The sequence below is a fragment of the Cytophaga aurantiaca DSM 3654 genome, assembly GCF_000379725.1.
In the GTDB taxonomy this organism is placed as follows: Bacteria; Bacteroidota; Bacteroidia; order Cytophagales; family Cytophagaceae; genus Cytophaga; species Cytophaga aurantiaca.
In genome coordinates this window covers 69,822-85,307 of sequence record NZ_KB903662.1, presented here as the reverse complement: position 1 = coordinate 85,307, position 15,486 = coordinate 69,822, and the positions used below count along the sequence as shown (strand labels likewise).

Here is a 15,486-nt window from a genome sequence, read left to right as displayed (position 1 = left end):
TTGTTAAACCGATTCTTTCCAACGTTCGTTTCGCCATTTTGCCTGAGCTTCTTTAGATTGAAAAGTCCATGCGATTAAACGACTGGATTTATTGCCTTGTCCCATCGGTATCGTACGCACATCAAAGGGCGCCAGCAATTCTAATTGACTGTAGAACTTTTCCAGGTTAGCTTGTTTTGAAACCAAGGTTGAAAACCACAAACAGGATGTTGCAAACTTTTTACTTTCACGAATCATATTACGAACAAAATACAGTTCGCCACCTTCGCACCACAACTCATTTTTTTGTCCCCCGAAATTCAATTTCGTTTCGGTTACTTTCTTATGTTGCAGATTGCTTAATTTACGTAAGGTACCTTCGGCAGCAGCTTCAGCAGATACATGAAAAGGAGGATTGCAAATTGTCAGATCGAACTTCTCTCCTTCTCCAATGATCCCGAAAAATATATCTTCCGGATGTTTTTGCAAACGCAGTGTCACATGATCTTTAAGAACTGCATTCGATTCAACAATATGTTTAGCAGAAGCAATTGAAACCGGATCGATATCCGAACCAACAAAACTCCAATCGTACTCTTTACTTCCAATAATCGGATACACACAATTTGCGCCTACACCAATATCCAGACATCGAACATGTTTTCCTTTGGGTATTCTCATTTTATTGCTTGTACCTAATAACTCTGCAATGTGATGAATGTAGTCTGCACGCCCGGGTATAGGCGGACATAAATATCCTTCCGGAATACTCCATTCGGTTATATCGTAATAATGTTTTAACAAGGCATTATTCAAACAGGTAACAGCAGCGGGATTAAAAAAGTCGATCGACTCATCGCCATAAATATTTGTTGTTACGTATTCTGCCAATTCAGGTACAGAAGAAATCAATGCAGGAAAATCATAACGCTCGCGATGTTTATTATTCGGATGCATTTGATGCTTAACAGCAGGATGTTCTTTTTTCTTTTTTTTATCAGACATGAATGTGGCAGTATTATTATTCGGGAAATTTGCGTCTAAATAAGCGCACCGGTAAAGATACTTAAAAATTTACAATTGGCTCTTTCTTCTTGGGGCATACCCTAAGCTATTCTGTTTAAGCCTTACAGGCTTATCGAATGATAAAACACACAGAGGCTGAAAGCCTGATATATCAGAACTTGGGGCAGCGTCCCAAGAGTTGAATGAGATTAACCTCTACAAAATAAAACCGCTCTTATTATTTCTAAAAAGAGCGGTTTTAACAATTAATAAAAAAATTAAAACGAAAGATGATTAACGACATTCGTCGGACCACAAAAAGGTGGTCTGACGAATGTCAAACTTTTTTATTTCAAAAATTAAATCGTATTTACCAATTCTCTCCATTCTGTCAATTCTGGCTTACCAGGTTTGCGTAAACCAAAGAACTGAACGACTAATTCACGGTCTTTATTAAAGCATTCGATCGACGTTACTTCTCCATCCGTTGTTGGTTTTCTAACAACCCATGTATCTGCAATTTCATCCAGGTTTAAATGCATATTGAAATTCGGATCTAAAATATTTAACCAGTTGTCCATCACGCGAACCGTTTTTATTACATCTTGGTGGATTTGAATATTTCCTTTGCTTCCAACAAAGATCATGATCGGCAATGTATCTTTTGCTGCTGCCTCAAGCATTGCAGTTAATTTAGACTTATCGGATTTACGTGTGAATGTATTGCCGGCAATTTCAAGCGCACGCATGCGGTTTACTTTATACTTTCGAAGCATCATAAAAAAATCGTGTGTGTCTTTTAATGCAGTCCAGTCTGCAATGAAAGCTGCTTCGTCAATATGCTCCACATACGTTGGAGCAAGTTCCGGTGTGATCTCAAGCTCCGTTGTTTGATCTGCAGCTTTATAGGTATCAACGATCTTTTGATAGGCGACAGAATTTCCACCTTCTTCTAACAGATAGATCTTTGTAACTGCAACACCTGCCGCATCAAAGAATTGTATGTTCTTCATTGAACCATGAGCAGTTTTCACTTCACTTGCGAATGCAAATTTCCAGAAATTGAAAAAAGCACGCGCTTCAATAGAACCAATCAACGTACCAACTTTATGAGCTTCGCCTTGTACATTGATATTTTCAAACAGACCTTTGTGCTCCAATACACAGCCATCGTTACGTGTTAAAGACATCACACGACCCAACGTTGGTAGTTGTTTATATAATTCAGAAAAATCTCCTTCTAATTTAATTGTTCCTGCACCTACTTCCGTTGCTAGCAATTCTGCTTCGCTTACATCAAGTGCTTGAGCAGCTTCACGGATACGTTTTTTAGGAAATTCAATTTTAAATTGATTCCAGCGCTCTGTCAGCGTTAATTGAGTTGTTGTTGTCATAGTATTTAGTATTATTTGTTGGATTTATTTTAAATGATGTTGAATCAGGTATGATGAGTAATTGTTCTGAAACAGGATCTCGGATCAGATGAACATCCAGGCCATACACATACTTGATACGTTCTTTCGTAAAAACGAATTCAGGAGTACCGTAGGCTTCTACATATCCTTTGCTTAAGAGCAATACATTATCTGCATATTGAGAAATTAGATTCAGATCATGCAGTACAGCTATTACACAAAATCCCTTTGCAGCCATGCGTTTTGCTGTCTGCAGGACTACTTGCTGATGGTACAGATCTAAACTTGAAACGGGTTCGTCCAGAAATAAATAATTCACTTCTTCAGTTTTGTCTTTTTCGTTTATCCAGATCTGCGCAAGCACACGAGCCAATTGAACGCGTTGCTGTTCTCCTCCCGATAAGGTTGCATATACGCGATTTGATAAATGGGCAATGTCCAGAACTTCTAATACTTCCTGAACAATGTGTGTATCTTCCGGATTGGGATGTTCTTTAAAATACGGATACCTTCCCATCATTACAATTTCTTCTACCTGAAAAGGTAAGCCTGTTACATAGGATTGAGCAAGTACCGCACGAATTTTTGCAAGTTGCTTCGCATCTTGTGTGTACATATCTTCGCCGTTAATGCTCACGAAACCAGTGTCCAGTTTTGTTTTTTCAGATAGAACTCTTAACAGTGTTGATTTGCCCGCTCCATTCGGACCTGCGATTACAAGCAGCTCTCCTGGTTTCGCTCGCATCGAAACAGCATTCAATATTTTTTTTGAACCGATCGATACCGATATGTTAACTGCTTCTAACATTATATAAACTGACTTTCTTTTTTATGTCTAAGCAAGATCCACGCGAATACCGGTGTACCAATCAATGCAGTTATTACACCTATAGGCAATTCAGCCGGAGCAACGATCACGCGGGCCAACAAATCTGAACCGGTTAACAGCAATGCTCCTGCCAGCGAAGAGCCGATCAGAATGTAACGTTGATTGTGACCTCCCATCATACGCAATACGTGCGGCACAACTAAACCTACAAAGGATATTATACCGGCTACTGCAACTGCTGAACCTACAGCCATAGTAGAGAAGATAATGATCTGAATTTTTAATTTATCTACCGATACCCCTAAATACGAAGCTTCTTTTTCTCCCAGAGCCAATGTATTCAATGCTTTTGATAAACGCGGTAACATCACAACCGGAATAAGTATAAACGGAAGCACGGTAAATACGGTGTTCCAGCTTGCTCCGCCTAAACTTCCCAATGTCCAGAAGGTAATGTTGCGTAATTCTGCATCTGTAGCATAATAGGTGATCAAACCAATCATTGCGCCGCACAAGGCATTGATTGCAATGCCCCCCAATAACATTGTAGTTACATTCGTTTTACCATTTGTACGCGATGCACTGAATACAATGAAAGAGGTAATGCATGAACCGATGAAGGTTACAATATTTAATGTATAATAACCAACCATACCCTCCACCAACGCAAAGTATGGCGTAGAAGAAAGCATCGATAAAAAAACAATTACAAGAACTGCACTTAACGAAGCACCTGCTGAAATACCTATCAAACCTGGATCTGCAAGCGGATTACGGAATAAGCCCTGCAACGCTGCACCCGACAAAGCAAGTCCTGCCCCGATCAGTAAACCTAACATCACACGAGGAAAACGAATGATCCAGAATACATTGTATTGACCTTCATCAAATGCTGCAATATCCGATATTCCAACTTTGTGTAAGATGATGGATATAACCTGTATAGGTGAAATATGTAAAGCACCATTTCCTGCAGACAGCACAACGAAGGTCAGTAGCAGGAAAGAAAGTGTAATGAGAATGATCCGTTGTTTCGAAGTAGTTTTCATAAACGTTTTATTGCAACTTAGACGAAAGATCGATCATGGCTTTACCCAAACGCGGACCAAAACCTGTAAGCAATTGTCCATCCATTGTGACGATCTTTTTGTTTTTACCTGCATTGGTTTGTGCAATGCCTTGTACTTTTAATAATCCCTCAACACCTCCAACGCTTTCCAGACCGCTATCAAATAATAAGATTACATCGGGATTCGCAGCAAGTAAGGCTTCAGCAGTCAAAGGTTTATAATCTACAAAAGATGTTACCGCATTTTGTCCGCCTGAAAGCTGAATGATCTTATCAACCGAAGTACCTGTCCCGGAAACCATCATGCTTCCTGCGCCACGTGCATAAATGAATAACACTTTCTTTTTAACCGAAGGCTTTTTAACCGATGCAATATCTTTATCAAGCTGTGCGATCAATGCTGCTGCTTTTGCAGGTTGATTAAAATAAACACCCGCTTCGGTAATCAATTTTTTAGTTCCTTCGATAGAAAGATCCTGCGTAAACAATTTTGTTTTGATGTTGGATGATGTCAACTGTTCGATGATGGTAGGTTTCAAATCATTTTGCATACCTACAACCAATGAGGGTGCAAGTGCAACAATGCCTTCCGAAGATACCGAACGATTATGCCCGATCTTCGCAACCTTATCCAATGAGGCTGGATAGGTACTTGTAACATCAATCCCAACCAGCGAACTTTCTAAACCCAGGCTACAGATGATCTCACTCATTGTTCCATTCACGGAAACAATCTTCATAGATGCAGATTCGCCTGAGCGAAATGCGGTAAGCAGGAAAACGATACATACCACAGGAAGTACTCTCCATGCATGAGCTGTTGAAGCACCTGTTTTTTTAATTGAGAAATAACGCATAACGCTCGAATAATTTAATTTTGAAATTTGCCTGTTGGAAAAGTGATTTTACTTCACTTATCTCCTTTATTGTAAATGAATAGAACAAGGTGTTCCATTCTGTACGAATGTGTATTTGTTTTTCATTGGGAAAATCGTGGAAGTACTGTTCAAATTGAAGTGCAGAAATATTTGTCTCAAACTTGTGAAAATATTCTTTCTCCATCGACTGTGTTATATTCTTAAATACAAACACAATCTTTCCATCGCAGCCGGAACAGGTATAGATTTTACCATGTTCGGTTTCGCAAAGAATCTTCATTGAACAGAACTCCCCCATTCCCATTAACGCTGAATACTTTCGTTGAATAATAATTTATTTCCAAACGGATCTGTAACCTCCATGATCATTGCATTCCAGGGCGCCATTTCGATTGTAGGTTTATTAAACGGATATTTTTTAGCAATCAGCTCTTTATGGAATTCCTTCAGAAAAGAAAATTCAATAAATACTTTTGCACCCGGACTGCAATCAACGTGATGTTCTGTTAAATGTATTTTTATAGAATCGCTTGAGATCTGAATGTATTTAGGCATCCCGGGAGCTTGTTGATGCTCCCAGTCTATATTAAATTCCAACCAATTTATATAGAAGTCTAATGCCTTTTGATAATCAAAGATGCGTAAAACAGGTATCGCAAAATGTTTCATTTTATTTTTTGTTCAACGTACTTATTTAACGACTAATTTTTGTTGGTATACCATACCATCCGATTCCAACACAACTACATAAATACCTTGTGTCAGATTCAAATTTGTTAACTGCATGTTTGAATGTGTAACAGAACCAGTATAAACTTGATTACCTACTAAATCCATAATCTTTACTGTTCCAGCGCTGATCTCTGAACCAATAGTTAAGTCAGCCGATGTAGATGAGATCGGGTTTGGATAAATAGAAATTGTTTTGGTAGCTGCAGTTAACACACCTGTTGCTATTTCTTCCGCAACCACATCCATTAGTGTATAACGGAATGCATAGTATTTTCCAACTCCTGTATAGTCAGCACCTGTAGTTGGTACATTTGTCGGTGCACCCTGGTAATAACTTAAGATCTGAACTTTTACATATTTTGTAGCCGACAATTTAGCAACGATGATTTTATTTTCGATCGGTACAATTGTATGCGGACCTTCATTCGCAGCTCCCGGGTAGTATGTATACCAGCTTCCTGATCCGCTTACAACATTCAATGCATAACCTGAAGCAGGTACTTCTGTAACATCATCATATGTTGAAGTAACATATTGAGCAGCTACTGAACCCGGGCCTTTTGTACCACCATTAAATATTACCGTTGTACCGCTGAAACCAATATCCCATTTTGTGGTTGCAGAATCTTCTACCGCTACTTCTTCACCGGTTGTAAAATTAAAGTAGGTGAATTTACCAGTGCCTCTCGTTGCAGCAAAATCAGAAGCTGCATAGGTAGTATTTAATTCAGCCGCAGCATTTGATATCTCATATTTAAATGAATAGTATTTACCAACTCCTGCGTATGGAGCACCTGTAGTAGGTACATCAGTAGGTGCACCCTGATAGTAATTTAAAATCTGAAGCTTTACATATCTTCCGTTCGCCAATTTTGCAACGATCATTTTACCTTCGATTGGTAAAATTGTGTGTGGACCGCTGAAATCAGCACCCGGATAATAGGTATACCAGCTTCCGGAACCACCTAAAATAGTTAATGTGTAACCTGTTTCAGGTGCTTTTGTAATTGCATCAAATGTAGACGGAGTAACGTATTGAGCAGCTACTGTGCTTGGACCTTTTACTCCACCGTTAAAAATTATTGTTGTACCACTGAATGCAATATCCCAGGCTGCTGTTGCTGAATCTGCAACTGCAACTTCAGTTCCTGTAGTGAAATTAAAGAACGTAAATTTATTCGTTCCTTTTGTAGCTGCAAGATCAGAGATAGTATATGTATTGTTAAATGTTTGTCCGTTTGACGCATATACAGACACCATTATGAATAAGATGGCGTGTAATTTTTTTTTCATTGTGATATATAGTTAGTATGAATTAAAGTTTGATTTAAAATTTTCTTGTTCCGTCACCCTGATATACATATCTGAAGGTATAGTAGCGAGAAATGTCTGTATTCACAGGTGCTGCAGGAGCATTTTGATAATAGCTTAGAATCTCAATTTTTGCATACGTATTGTCATTTGTTTTCACAACAATAACGCGACCGGGAATAGATGAAATAACATGTGTTGTTGAATTGTAATTATACCAGCCATTTCCTGAACCCGTTGATATTGCATGAGCTGAAGCTGCATCTTGTGTATATCCTGTTTCAGGCGCATCTGTTAGATTATCAAACAAACCGGTGTAGATCTGTACGCCAACTGTTCCGGGACCGCTTGAGCCGCTGTTTGTAATGATGGTAGTTGCATTAAATGCAATATCCCATTTGGTTGTTGCCGAATCCGCCAACGGAACAATTGCATTATTCTTTAAATTGAAAAATGTATAATGTCCTGTCCCACCTGTTTCAGGATTGGCAGGCAGATTTTTAACCATAATGGTTTGCTTGGTAGACGCAGGTGCCGGAGCATCTTCCTCTTTGCAGGAAAAGGTTGTTAGTGCAATGCAGCACGCCAGTATTGAAATATATGTATTCATAGGATTATTATTTTTTATGGATCTTTAGTTGAATGGATGTGTAATACAATCTTCCAGGAATAGATGAAATGTATTGAGGGTTTGTATAATTAAATACATTATCTACGCCCAGCTGAAGATTAAACCAGGGAGTGATGGATTTACCAAGAGAAACATTTGCAAGCCAGTAGCCACTCACATATTCATTATCTGCATCCAGAATTAAATTTCCATTCATGTCTCCAAAACCGTATCGACCTCTGTATATGGCTCTGATTGTGCCGTTCCAACCGTTCTTCTTATTTAGATAGAACAATTTAAAATTGGCCATGTGTTTGGATCGATTGAACAAACCTCCATACTGCTGTTCTGTAACCATAGATGTTACAAGCGTTGAAGGATCTCGGGCAAAATATTTTCCTTCTTTAATATCTTCAATTACTTCTTTGTTTTTAGCAATCAGATATTGATAGCCTGCACTGAATGTTAAATTTTTATGCATCATGACCTCAACACTTGTTTCAAAACCTTCTGTAAATACTTTCGAAACATTGTAATACGTATACACCGATTGACCATTTGTTTTCATTGCAATGGCAGACGTTTCAATCATGTTACTGATGTCATTTCGGAATACATTGAACTGCCAGTTTATTTTCTTGCCCACCTTCATCGACCAACCAATGTTCACAGCAATGGAACGCTCTGCGGTAATGGGCGCAAGTGTTGTAGGATCTATAAATGTTTGTGCGATCAATCCCTGGTCGTTCAGCTTGTTGTATTGTGCCAAGACCTCCTCCGACCCAAATACACTGTAACCGGCAACCGGGTTTGTGAAGTTGAGATATAGCTGGCGAAAATCCGGGGCTTTAAATCCTTTACCTACAGAGGCTCTAAAAGAAATTGTTTTTGTTGCATCATATTTTACCGACAGTTTCGGACTTAACTGATGACCGTACACACTATGTGCATCAAATCTAAAACCGCCGACAATGTTTAATTTCGAAGTCGGTTTCCAGTCGTGTTGTATGTAATAAAAAGTACTGTTGAATTTTTGTTTGTCTGTATAACGTGTAGAATTAATTGATTCAAGCGTAACACCTAAGCCAAGAATCGTTTCATTTTTTTTATTCCACGTTCTGTAACCAATTGCTTCAGGTCTGTTGAATGTTTGATTAAAATAACTGTCATCATACAGACTGCCATCGTATGTATTCGTCATGATCGCATCTGTATGATAATAGGTCGAGTAAAGTTTTGCAAGAACACGTGTCTTCTGATTGACCGCATAAGACAATTGCGGAAGCAGGTTCCAGTCGTACTGACTGCCTACCTGATTTACGCGGTAGTCTGTTCCGTTCTCTGAAAATGTGATGATGGTATTTTGATTTTCATAAAATCCACGTGCAAACAAGGTAGCCTTTAAACACGTGTTGAATTGATAACCGATCTTTTGCTGTAGAGTGTAATTATGATAAGGTGCAACCGTTTTATCTTCTGTATCCGGAATGAGATCATACCCCGACGTACTGTATCTGTTTGCAAAAACAGAATAGCTCAAACGTTTTGTATTTATAAATCCATCAAGCGAAATGTCTGCGGTATTATTTGTTCCATATCGTGTGCGCAAACCAATACCAGTCTTTTCTTTAGGATCTTGTGTGATGATATTGATTACACCGGCCAGCGCTTCACTGCCATACAAACTGGATGAAGGGCCTTTTACAATTTCGATTTGTTTGATGTTACCAACTGTAATGCGTGTCAGGTCAAAGGTTCCGGCCGTTCTTCCAATCAATGGGGATCCATCAATCATGATCATCGTATATTCCGGATTAAAACCTTGCAGCTGAATTCCGGTTCCATGATCGTTGACAATAGCTAAACCTGTTTGCTCTTGTAAGACATCACTCAAACGCATAGAGCCCATTTGTTTTATTTGAGCATCTGTAATTACAGTAACAGGTATCGGAGAATCCTGAATATTTTTTTCAGTTAGTGTACCTGTTACAACAACCTCGTCGTGATTTGATTTTGTTTGAATGACAACATCTGTAACCTGATCGGCTGTAACAATAATGGTCTGTTCAACAGGCTGAAAATTTACATGTGAAAAAACAATTGTATAGGTTCCCGGAGTAACGCTTGTAAAACAAAACATCCCCTCTTCATCTGAGACCGTACCCAAAGACGTTCCTTTCAAATACACCATAGCATATTCAACAGGCTGCGAACTATCTGCAACAACTTGCCCTTTGATGATTCCTTTCTGAGCAATAGCAGAAAAAGAAACGAAAAGGGTAATTAATAAGATTATATATGTCGGGAGATTTTTGATAGCTCTATTATTTAGACTAATTCTAAACAATACAAAGGTACAGGCTTACTGTGGGGTCTACAATACTAAGAAATGTGTGTTTTTCAATACTTAAAAAATGGTACGCGATTACTTTGAAAGCAGTATCAAACTAATCGCGCGAAACAATTTTATTATCTAATGCCCAAATAATCAAATCTGTAGATTTTTTAACACCAGCCTTTTTCATAATATTTCTGCGGTGTGTGGCAATAGTTTTTTCGCTAATGAATAAAATATCAGCAATCTGTTCATTTGATCTGCCTTTGCATATGTATCTGAGAATTTCTAATTCTCTATCAGAAAACACACCATTTGATTGATCGTTATTTAGAAAACCTTTCAACAAAAGCTGAGTAATTTCACTCACATAGTATTCCTTATTATTATATACTTGCTGAACAGCATGCAGCAATTCATCTTTTGAAACATTTTTACGAACAAAACCGGTAACACCTGCACGCACAGCCATTACCAAAGGCAATTCACAATCGCAATCTGAAATGATAAGAAATTTCACATTTGAATTTACCTGTTTAAGATCCTGGATTAGATCCCGCACTGGTTGTTGGCAAAGATTCAGTTCAAAAATCAATACATCCGGCTTACACTCTTCTATTGAACCTCTTAAATGGTTTAAATTATTCGATTCACCAACAACTTCGATGTCCTTGCTTTGCTTTAATGACCTCTTAACTCCCTCTCTGATAAGGTAATAATCGTCCGCTATGTATACTTTTATCTTATTCATATTATTTAGAATAATTCTAAACGGACGCAATTTAGTATTTAAAATTGAAAAACCTCACATTATTTAGATTTGGTCTAAACAATGTGAGGTTTTTCAAACAAAAGAAGATTTATTTAACCTTGAAATTTATTCGGTTTATTAATAGTTACAGCTTTTTCACTTTCAAACTTTGGAGTCTCGCGGGCAATTTCAATTTTAACTTTTCTGCCTTTGATTTTTTCTTCCTTAACCAATTTAATCACAGACTCTACTTTACTACGTTTTACAGCAGCGTATGCAAACTCGTCTTTCACTTCAATCAAGCCGAGTTCGTCTTTCTCTAACAAACCTTTTTTAGATAAGAACCCTACAATATCAATTTTATTGATCTTATCTTTTTTACCTGCACTGATAAATAACGTTTCCCACTGCGGCAACAACGGTTTTATTTTTTCGTCAGACAATTTAAAAATATCCGGTTTTGAAGTAATGTAATCCGGCAGCAGTACATCTTTATGCAACAGCATATATGCAGTTCCTGTAGAACCCATACGGGCAGTACGTCCGTTGCGGTGTGTAAATGCATCGATCTTATGCGGCATCTGATAATGTACCACATGTTTCACATCCGGTATATCAAGACCTCTTGAAGCAAGATCGGTTGTTACCAATACATTCGTACTTCCGTTTCTGAATTTCGTTAAGGTACTTTCTCTATAGCGCTGCTCTAAACCTCCGTGAAAATTATTATTGATGATTCCATGCTCTGTCAAATAGCTGCAAACATTTTCAACTTCATCACGCTGATTGCAAAACACAATCACCGATTCATTTCCGATCTGACAGATCAAACGCAGCAGTGTGTCAAATTTATCTTTTGAATCTGAAAGTACCGTTTTAACAGACAAACCACTCGCCTGACCGGTGATGTAATTCAAGGTCACAGGCGATTGCATGCCTGTAAAATCAGGGATCTTGATTGCTTGTGTTGCGGAAGTCAATATACGTTTTTTTACCCCTGTCAACTTACCGATGATGATTGCCATGTCTTCCTGAAAACCCATTTCAAGAGATTTGTCAAATTCATCCAGTACCAATGTTTTTACATCATCCAGATTGATATTTTTTCGATTGATGTGATCTACAATTCTTCCCGGAGTACCGACCAATATAGCAGGCGACTGCGCAAGATTATTTTCTTCTACATCCATCGGGTGTCCGCCATAACAACAGGTCACTTTAAATCCTGTCTTCAGACTTTTAAATACGGATTCAATCTGCAGTGCTAATTCTCTGGAAGGTACTAACACCAATGCCTGTATCGAATTTGATGAAACAGATAGCTTTTCAAAAACAGGCAATAAAAATCCCAATGTTTTTCCTGAGCCTGTTGGTGAAAGCAAAATCACATCGCTTGCTTTTGCATTTGCAGCAAGCGAATCTTCCTGCATTTGATTTAATGATTCGATGGATACATTGTTGAGCAGTTGCTCAATGGTGGGTTTATCTTGCATTACTTATTCTTTCTTTGATATTAAACTGCTGTTACTAAATTCTAAATAACAAAAAACAAATTCCAAACAGCGGGAATAAGGCTTTTCGTTGATGGAATCGTTTATTACAGATCCTAATTAAATTTAAAACTCACTATATTTTAATTTGTTTGCCTAAATTAAAATCTAGTGAGTAAGTTTATTTCTTCCGTTTGGAATTTGTTTTTTGTTATTTGGAATTTATAGAACTACTTAACGATATCGCCAAATAAGTCGAACTCCGCTGCATCGTTGATTTTTACATTTGCAAAATCACCGATACGCACATACTGATCTTTTGCAGAAACCATAACTTCGTTATCAACCTCCGGACTATCGTGCTCTGTACGACCAATAAAATAGCCGCCTTCCTTGCGGTCAAATAATACTTTATAGGTATTGCCGATTTTCGCTTCGTTCAATTCAGCAGAGATTCCTTCCTGAATCGCCATGATTTCAGCCTGTCGTTCTTCTTTCACTTCCTGTGGAATTGTATCTTCCATAGAATAAGAATGTGTATGCTCTTCGTGTGAATACGTAAATGCACCTAAACGATCAAAGCGTTGCTCTTCAACAAATGAACATAGTTCATCAAAATCTTTTTCTGTTTCACCCGGGTGACCAATGATCATCGTTGTTCTGAATGCAATACCCGGAACTTTATCACGAATGGTTTTGATCAGATCTTCTGTTTTTGGACGATCAATTCCTCTGCGCATCAGCTTCAGCATATCGCTTGACGCATGCTGCAACGGCATATCGATGTACTTACAGATATTGCTGCGTTCTGCCATCACATCCAGTACATCCAGCGGGAAGCCTGATGGATAGGCGTACTGCAGACGGATCCAGTCAATGCCTTCTACGTCTGAAAGATTTTTTAAGAGATCAGACAGATTTCTTTTCTTATAAATATCCAGACCGTAATACGTAAGGTCTTGTGCAATCAAAATCAATTCTTTTGTGCCTTTCGCAGCCATACCTTTTGCCTGCTTCACCAAATCTTCCATTGGAGTAGAGACGTGTTTGCCACGCATTACAGGAATGGCGCAGAACGAACACGGACGATCACATCCTTCTGCAATTTTTACATATGCATAATGCGAAGGTGTTGTAAGCAAACGTTCGCCAATCAATTCATGCTTATAATCTGCTTTGAATTTTTTCAGAATCGCAGGCAATTCATTCGAACCAAAGAAGGCGTCTACCTGAGGCATCTCACGCTCCATGTCGTCTTTGTAGCGCTGCGACAAACAACCTGAAACATAGATCTTGTCAATCAATCCGTTTTCTTTCGCATCAATGTAACGAAGAATGGTATCGATCGATTCCTGTTTTGCATTATCAATAAATCCACACGTGTTGATCACAACAACATTCGAATTGTCTTTTTTAGATTCGTGCTCCGCATCAATTCCATTGCCGCGTAATTGCGTCAACAGATTTTCTGAGTCCACTAAATTTTTAGAACATCCCAGTGTTACGATATTAACTTTTGTTCGTGTGTTTCCTTTTACTTTCACGGTATGCGTTTTTTATTCTGTGTAATTCGCGTTGTAATCAATGTATACATTCATTTCCGTAACGGAATCTTTGTATACTTTAATCGGCATGAACAACCCATCATCATTGATGTTTGAGTACAAGCGATCGTTTTCATTTATAAATATGGAGTATATTCCTGGCTGTAGTGTGCCTGCGAAATTTCCGTTCTTATCTGATTTAACCGAGTCGATCACATCTGTATGAATGTTACTAACAAAGGTTCCACCGTCAAGCTCTACTTCTTTTAAACCAGTAAGTTCATAGAAATAGATCTTGCGCGCTACACCTATTACTGTTCCATTACTTAAGAGATTTCCACGTGCATCGAAGGTTCCTTCTTTGTAAATCACTTTACCTTTTACACCTTGTTTTGGTTCAGCCGGCTCTGTTTCTTTACTTGTATTAAACGGCAATTGACTCTCTCTGCACGAAACAAAAAGAATCAATCCTAAAAAAATAATGCGTGTATTATTCAGCGCTTTCAAACAGCGAATCAACAAATTCATGCTTATTAAATACTTGAAGATCTTCCATCTTCTCACCAACACCTATGTAACGTACAGGGATTTGAAACTGATCAGAGATTCCGATCACTACACCACCTTTAGCCGTTCCATCTAATTTTGTAATAGCTAAAGAAGTAACATCTGTAGCTTTTGTAAATTCTCTGGCTTGCAGCACTGCATTCTGCCCTGTACTGCCATCCAGCACCAGCATTACATCATGCGGTGCTTCCGGAATAAATTTCTGGATCACACGTTTGATCTTCGAAAGTTCATTCATCAGATTTACTTTTGTATGAAGTCTTCCTGCTGTATCAATGATCACTACATCTGCTTTCATATCTACTGCCTGCTTAACCGCATCAAATGCAACTGCCGCGGGATCTGTATTCATTCCGTGCGCAATAACAGGTACACCAACACGTTTGCCCCACAACTGCAATTGTTCAACAGCTGCAGCTCTGAATGTATCGGCAGCACCAAGCACCACCTTTTTACCATGCTTATGATAATGCGAAGCCAGTTTTCCAATCGTAGTCGTTTTACCTACTCCATTCACACCAACAACCATAATTACATAAGGTACACCGTTTGTTTCAGGAAGTTCAAACTCCTGAGAATCGGATACTGTATCTCCAACAAGCAGACTTACAATTTCTTCTTTTAAGATTCTATTCAGTTCGCTTGTATTTACATATTTATCTTTGGAGGCACGGTCCTGAATACGGCCAATAATTTTAAGTGTCGTTTCAATACCTACATCCGAACTTACCAATACTTCTTCCAGATTATCTAAAACCTCATCGTCTACCTGAGATTTCCCCAAGATAGCTTTGCTCAGTTTTGAAAAAAAACTGGTTTTGGTTTTCTCTAACCCCTTATTAAGTGTTTCTTTTTTTTCTTTTGAAAAAAAACCGAATAACCCCATAATTCCTTGTTTCTAAATCACTAAGCTGTTTCAAGCTCTATAACAAATATAAAACAAAAAAAGTCCCTAAAGGGACTTTTCTCAT

Annotated in this window: 15 protein-coding genes; all 15 read right to left on the bottom strand. The window is 38.3% G+C overall.

All coding sequences use genetic code 11. The features are described 5' to 3' along the window. Nucleotides 1–3: 3 nt before the first annotated feature. Nucleotides 4–984 carry a 23S rRNA (adenine(1618)-N(6))-methyltransferase RlmF gene (gene rlmF / locus A3EE_RS0114880; RefSeq protein ID WP_018344234.1) on the bottom strand — a complete coding sequence of 327 codons (981 nt, stop codon included), beginning with the start codon at nucleotides 982–984 and terminating at the stop codon, nucleotides 4–6. A gap of 359 nt (nucleotides 985–1,343) precedes the next feature. Beyond that, complete coding sequence (locus A3EE_RS0114875; protein WP_018344233.1) at nucleotides 1,344–2,378, bottom strand: hemin-degrading factor; 1,035 nt, start codon at nucleotides 2,376–2,378, stop codon at nucleotides 1,344–1,346. Then, nucleotides 2,329–3,207, bottom strand: a complete 879-nt coding sequence (locus A3EE_RS20795; protein ID WP_018344232.1) for a heme ABC transporter ATP-binding protein — start codon at nucleotides 3,205–3,207, stop codon at nucleotides 2,329–2,331. Before A3EE_RS20795 ends, A3EE_RS0114875 begins: the two co-directional genes overlap by 50 nt. Beyond that, nucleotides 3,207–4,277, bottom strand: a complete 1,071-nt coding sequence (locus tag A3EE_RS0114865; RefSeq protein WP_018344231.1) for a FecCD family ABC transporter permease — start codon at nucleotides 4,275–4,277, stop codon at nucleotides 3,207–3,209. The genes A3EE_RS20795 and A3EE_RS0114865 overlap by 1 nt, the downstream gene beginning before the upstream one ends. Nucleotides 4,278–4,284: 7 nt before the next feature. Beyond that, on the bottom strand, nucleotides 4,285–5,154 hold the full coding sequence (locus A3EE_RS0114860) for a heme/hemin ABC transporter substrate-binding protein (RefSeq protein WP_018344230.1): 870 nt from the start codon (nucleotides 5,152–5,154) through the stop codon (nucleotides 4,285–4,287). Beyond that, nucleotides 5,135–5,473 carry a DUF6686 family protein gene (locus A3EE_RS0114855; RefSeq protein WP_157447046.1) on the bottom strand — a complete coding sequence of 113 codons (339 nt, stop codon included), beginning with the start codon at nucleotides 5,471–5,473 and terminating at the stop codon, nucleotides 5,135–5,137. The genes A3EE_RS0114860 and A3EE_RS0114855 overlap by 20 nt, the downstream gene beginning before the upstream one ends. 5 nt (nucleotides 5,474–5,478) lie before the next feature. After that, on the bottom strand, nucleotides 5,479–5,844 hold the full coding sequence (locus A3EE_RS0114850) for a glyoxalase superfamily protein (protein ID WP_018344228.1): 366 nt from the start codon (nucleotides 5,842–5,844) through the stop codon (nucleotides 5,479–5,481). A 21-nt stretch (nucleotides 5,845–5,865) separates the two neighbouring features. Next, complete coding sequence (locus tag A3EE_RS21485) at nucleotides 5,866–7,200, bottom strand: HmuY family protein (protein WP_018344227.1); 1,335 nt, start codon at nucleotides 7,198–7,200, stop codon at nucleotides 5,866–5,868. Between the two features lie 34 nt (nucleotides 7,201–7,234). Next, nucleotides 7,235–7,828, bottom strand: coding sequence for an HmuY family protein (locus A3EE_RS0114835; RefSeq protein WP_018344226.1), 594 nt, complete (start codon nucleotides 7,826–7,828; stop codon nucleotides 7,235–7,237). Nucleotides 7,829–7,835: 7 nt separating this feature from the next. Next, the gene (locus tag A3EE_RS20780) at nucleotides 7,836–10,175 is read right to left on the bottom strand and encodes a TonB-dependent receptor (RefSeq protein WP_018344225.1); all 2,340 of its coding nucleotides are present in this window, start codon (nucleotides 10,173–10,175) and stop codon (nucleotides 7,836–7,838) included. A 100-nt stretch (nucleotides 10,176–10,275) separates the two neighbouring features. Beyond that, nucleotides 10,276–10,914, bottom strand: a complete 639-nt coding sequence (locus tag A3EE_RS0114825; RefSeq protein ID WP_018344224.1) for a response regulator transcription factor — start codon at nucleotides 10,912–10,914, stop codon at nucleotides 10,276–10,278. Between the two features lie 113 nt (nucleotides 10,915–11,027). Then, the gene (locus A3EE_RS20775; RefSeq protein WP_018344223.1) at nucleotides 11,028–12,407 is read right to left on the bottom strand and encodes a DEAD/DEAH box helicase; all 1,380 of its coding nucleotides are present in this window, start codon (nucleotides 12,405–12,407) and stop codon (nucleotides 11,028–11,030) included. Nucleotides 12,408–12,634: 227 nt separating this feature from the next. Beyond that, nucleotides 12,635–13,948, bottom strand: a complete 1,314-nt coding sequence (gene rimO, locus A3EE_RS0114815) for a 30S ribosomal protein S12 methylthiotransferase RimO (RefSeq protein ID WP_018344222.1) — start codon at nucleotides 13,946–13,948, stop codon at nucleotides 12,635–12,637. Between the two features lie 12 nt (nucleotides 13,949–13,960). Then, nucleotides 13,961–14,476: a hypothetical protein gene (locus tag A3EE_RS0114810; protein WP_018344221.1), complete on the bottom strand. Its 516-nt coding sequence runs from the start codon at nucleotides 14,474–14,476 to the stop codon at nucleotides 13,961–13,963. Beyond that, nucleotides 14,439–15,401, bottom strand: coding sequence for a signal recognition particle-docking protein FtsY (ftsY, locus tag A3EE_RS0114805; RefSeq protein ID WP_018344220.1), 963 nt, complete (start codon nucleotides 15,399–15,401; stop codon nucleotides 14,439–14,441). The genes A3EE_RS0114810 and ftsY overlap by 38 nt, the downstream gene beginning before the upstream one ends. Nucleotides 15,402–15,486 lie beyond the last annotated feature (85 nt).

Excerpts from the sequence above, each read along its gene's own strand:
- rlmF (WP_018344234.1), bottom strand. The coding sequence starts at position 984 with ATGTCTGATAAAAAAAAGAAAAAAGAACATCCTGCTGTTAAGCATCAA.
- A3EE_RS0114875 (WP_018344233.1), bottom strand. The coding sequence starts at position 2,378 with ATGACAACAACAACTCAATTAACGCTGACAGAGCGCTGGAATCAATTT.
- A3EE_RS20795 (WP_018344232.1), bottom strand. The coding sequence starts at position 3,207 with ATGTTAGAAGCAGTTAACATATCGGTATCGATCGGTTCAAAAAAAATA.
- A3EE_RS0114865 (WP_018344231.1), bottom strand. The coding sequence starts at position 4,277 with ATGAAAACTACTTCGAAACAACGGATCATTCTCATTACACTTTCTTTC.
- A3EE_RS0114860 (WP_018344230.1), bottom strand. The coding sequence starts at position 5,154 with ATGCGTTATTTCTCAATTAAAAAAACAGGTGCTTCAACAGCTCATGCA.
- A3EE_RS0114855 (WP_157447046.1), bottom strand. The coding sequence starts at position 5,473 with ATGGGGGAGTTCTGTTCAATGAAGATTCTTTGCGAAACCGAACATGGT.
- A3EE_RS0114850 (WP_018344228.1), bottom strand. The coding sequence starts at position 5,844 with ATGAAACATTTTGCGATACCTGTTTTACGCATCTTTGATTATCAAAAG.
- A3EE_RS21485 (WP_018344227.1), bottom strand. The coding sequence starts at position 7,200 with ATGAAAAAAAAATTACACGCCATCTTATTCATAATGGTGTCTGTATAT.
- A3EE_RS0114835 (WP_018344226.1), bottom strand. The coding sequence starts at position 7,828 with ATGAATACATATATTTCAATACTGGCGTGCTGCATTGCACTAACAACC.
- A3EE_RS0114825 (WP_018344224.1), bottom strand. The coding sequence starts at position 10,914 with ATGAATAAGATAAAAGTATACATAGCGGACGATTATTACCTTATCAGA.
- A3EE_RS20775 (WP_018344223.1), bottom strand. The coding sequence starts at position 12,407 with ATGCAAGATAAACCCACCATTGAGCAACTGCTCAACAATGTATCCATC.
- A3EE_RS0114810 (WP_018344221.1), bottom strand. The coding sequence starts at position 14,476 with ATGAATTTGTTGATTCGCTGTTTGAAAGCGCTGAATAATACACGCATT.
- ftsY (WP_018344220.1), bottom strand. The coding sequence starts at position 15,401 with ATGGGGTTATTCGGTTTTTTTTCAAAAGAAAAAAAAGAAACACTTAAT.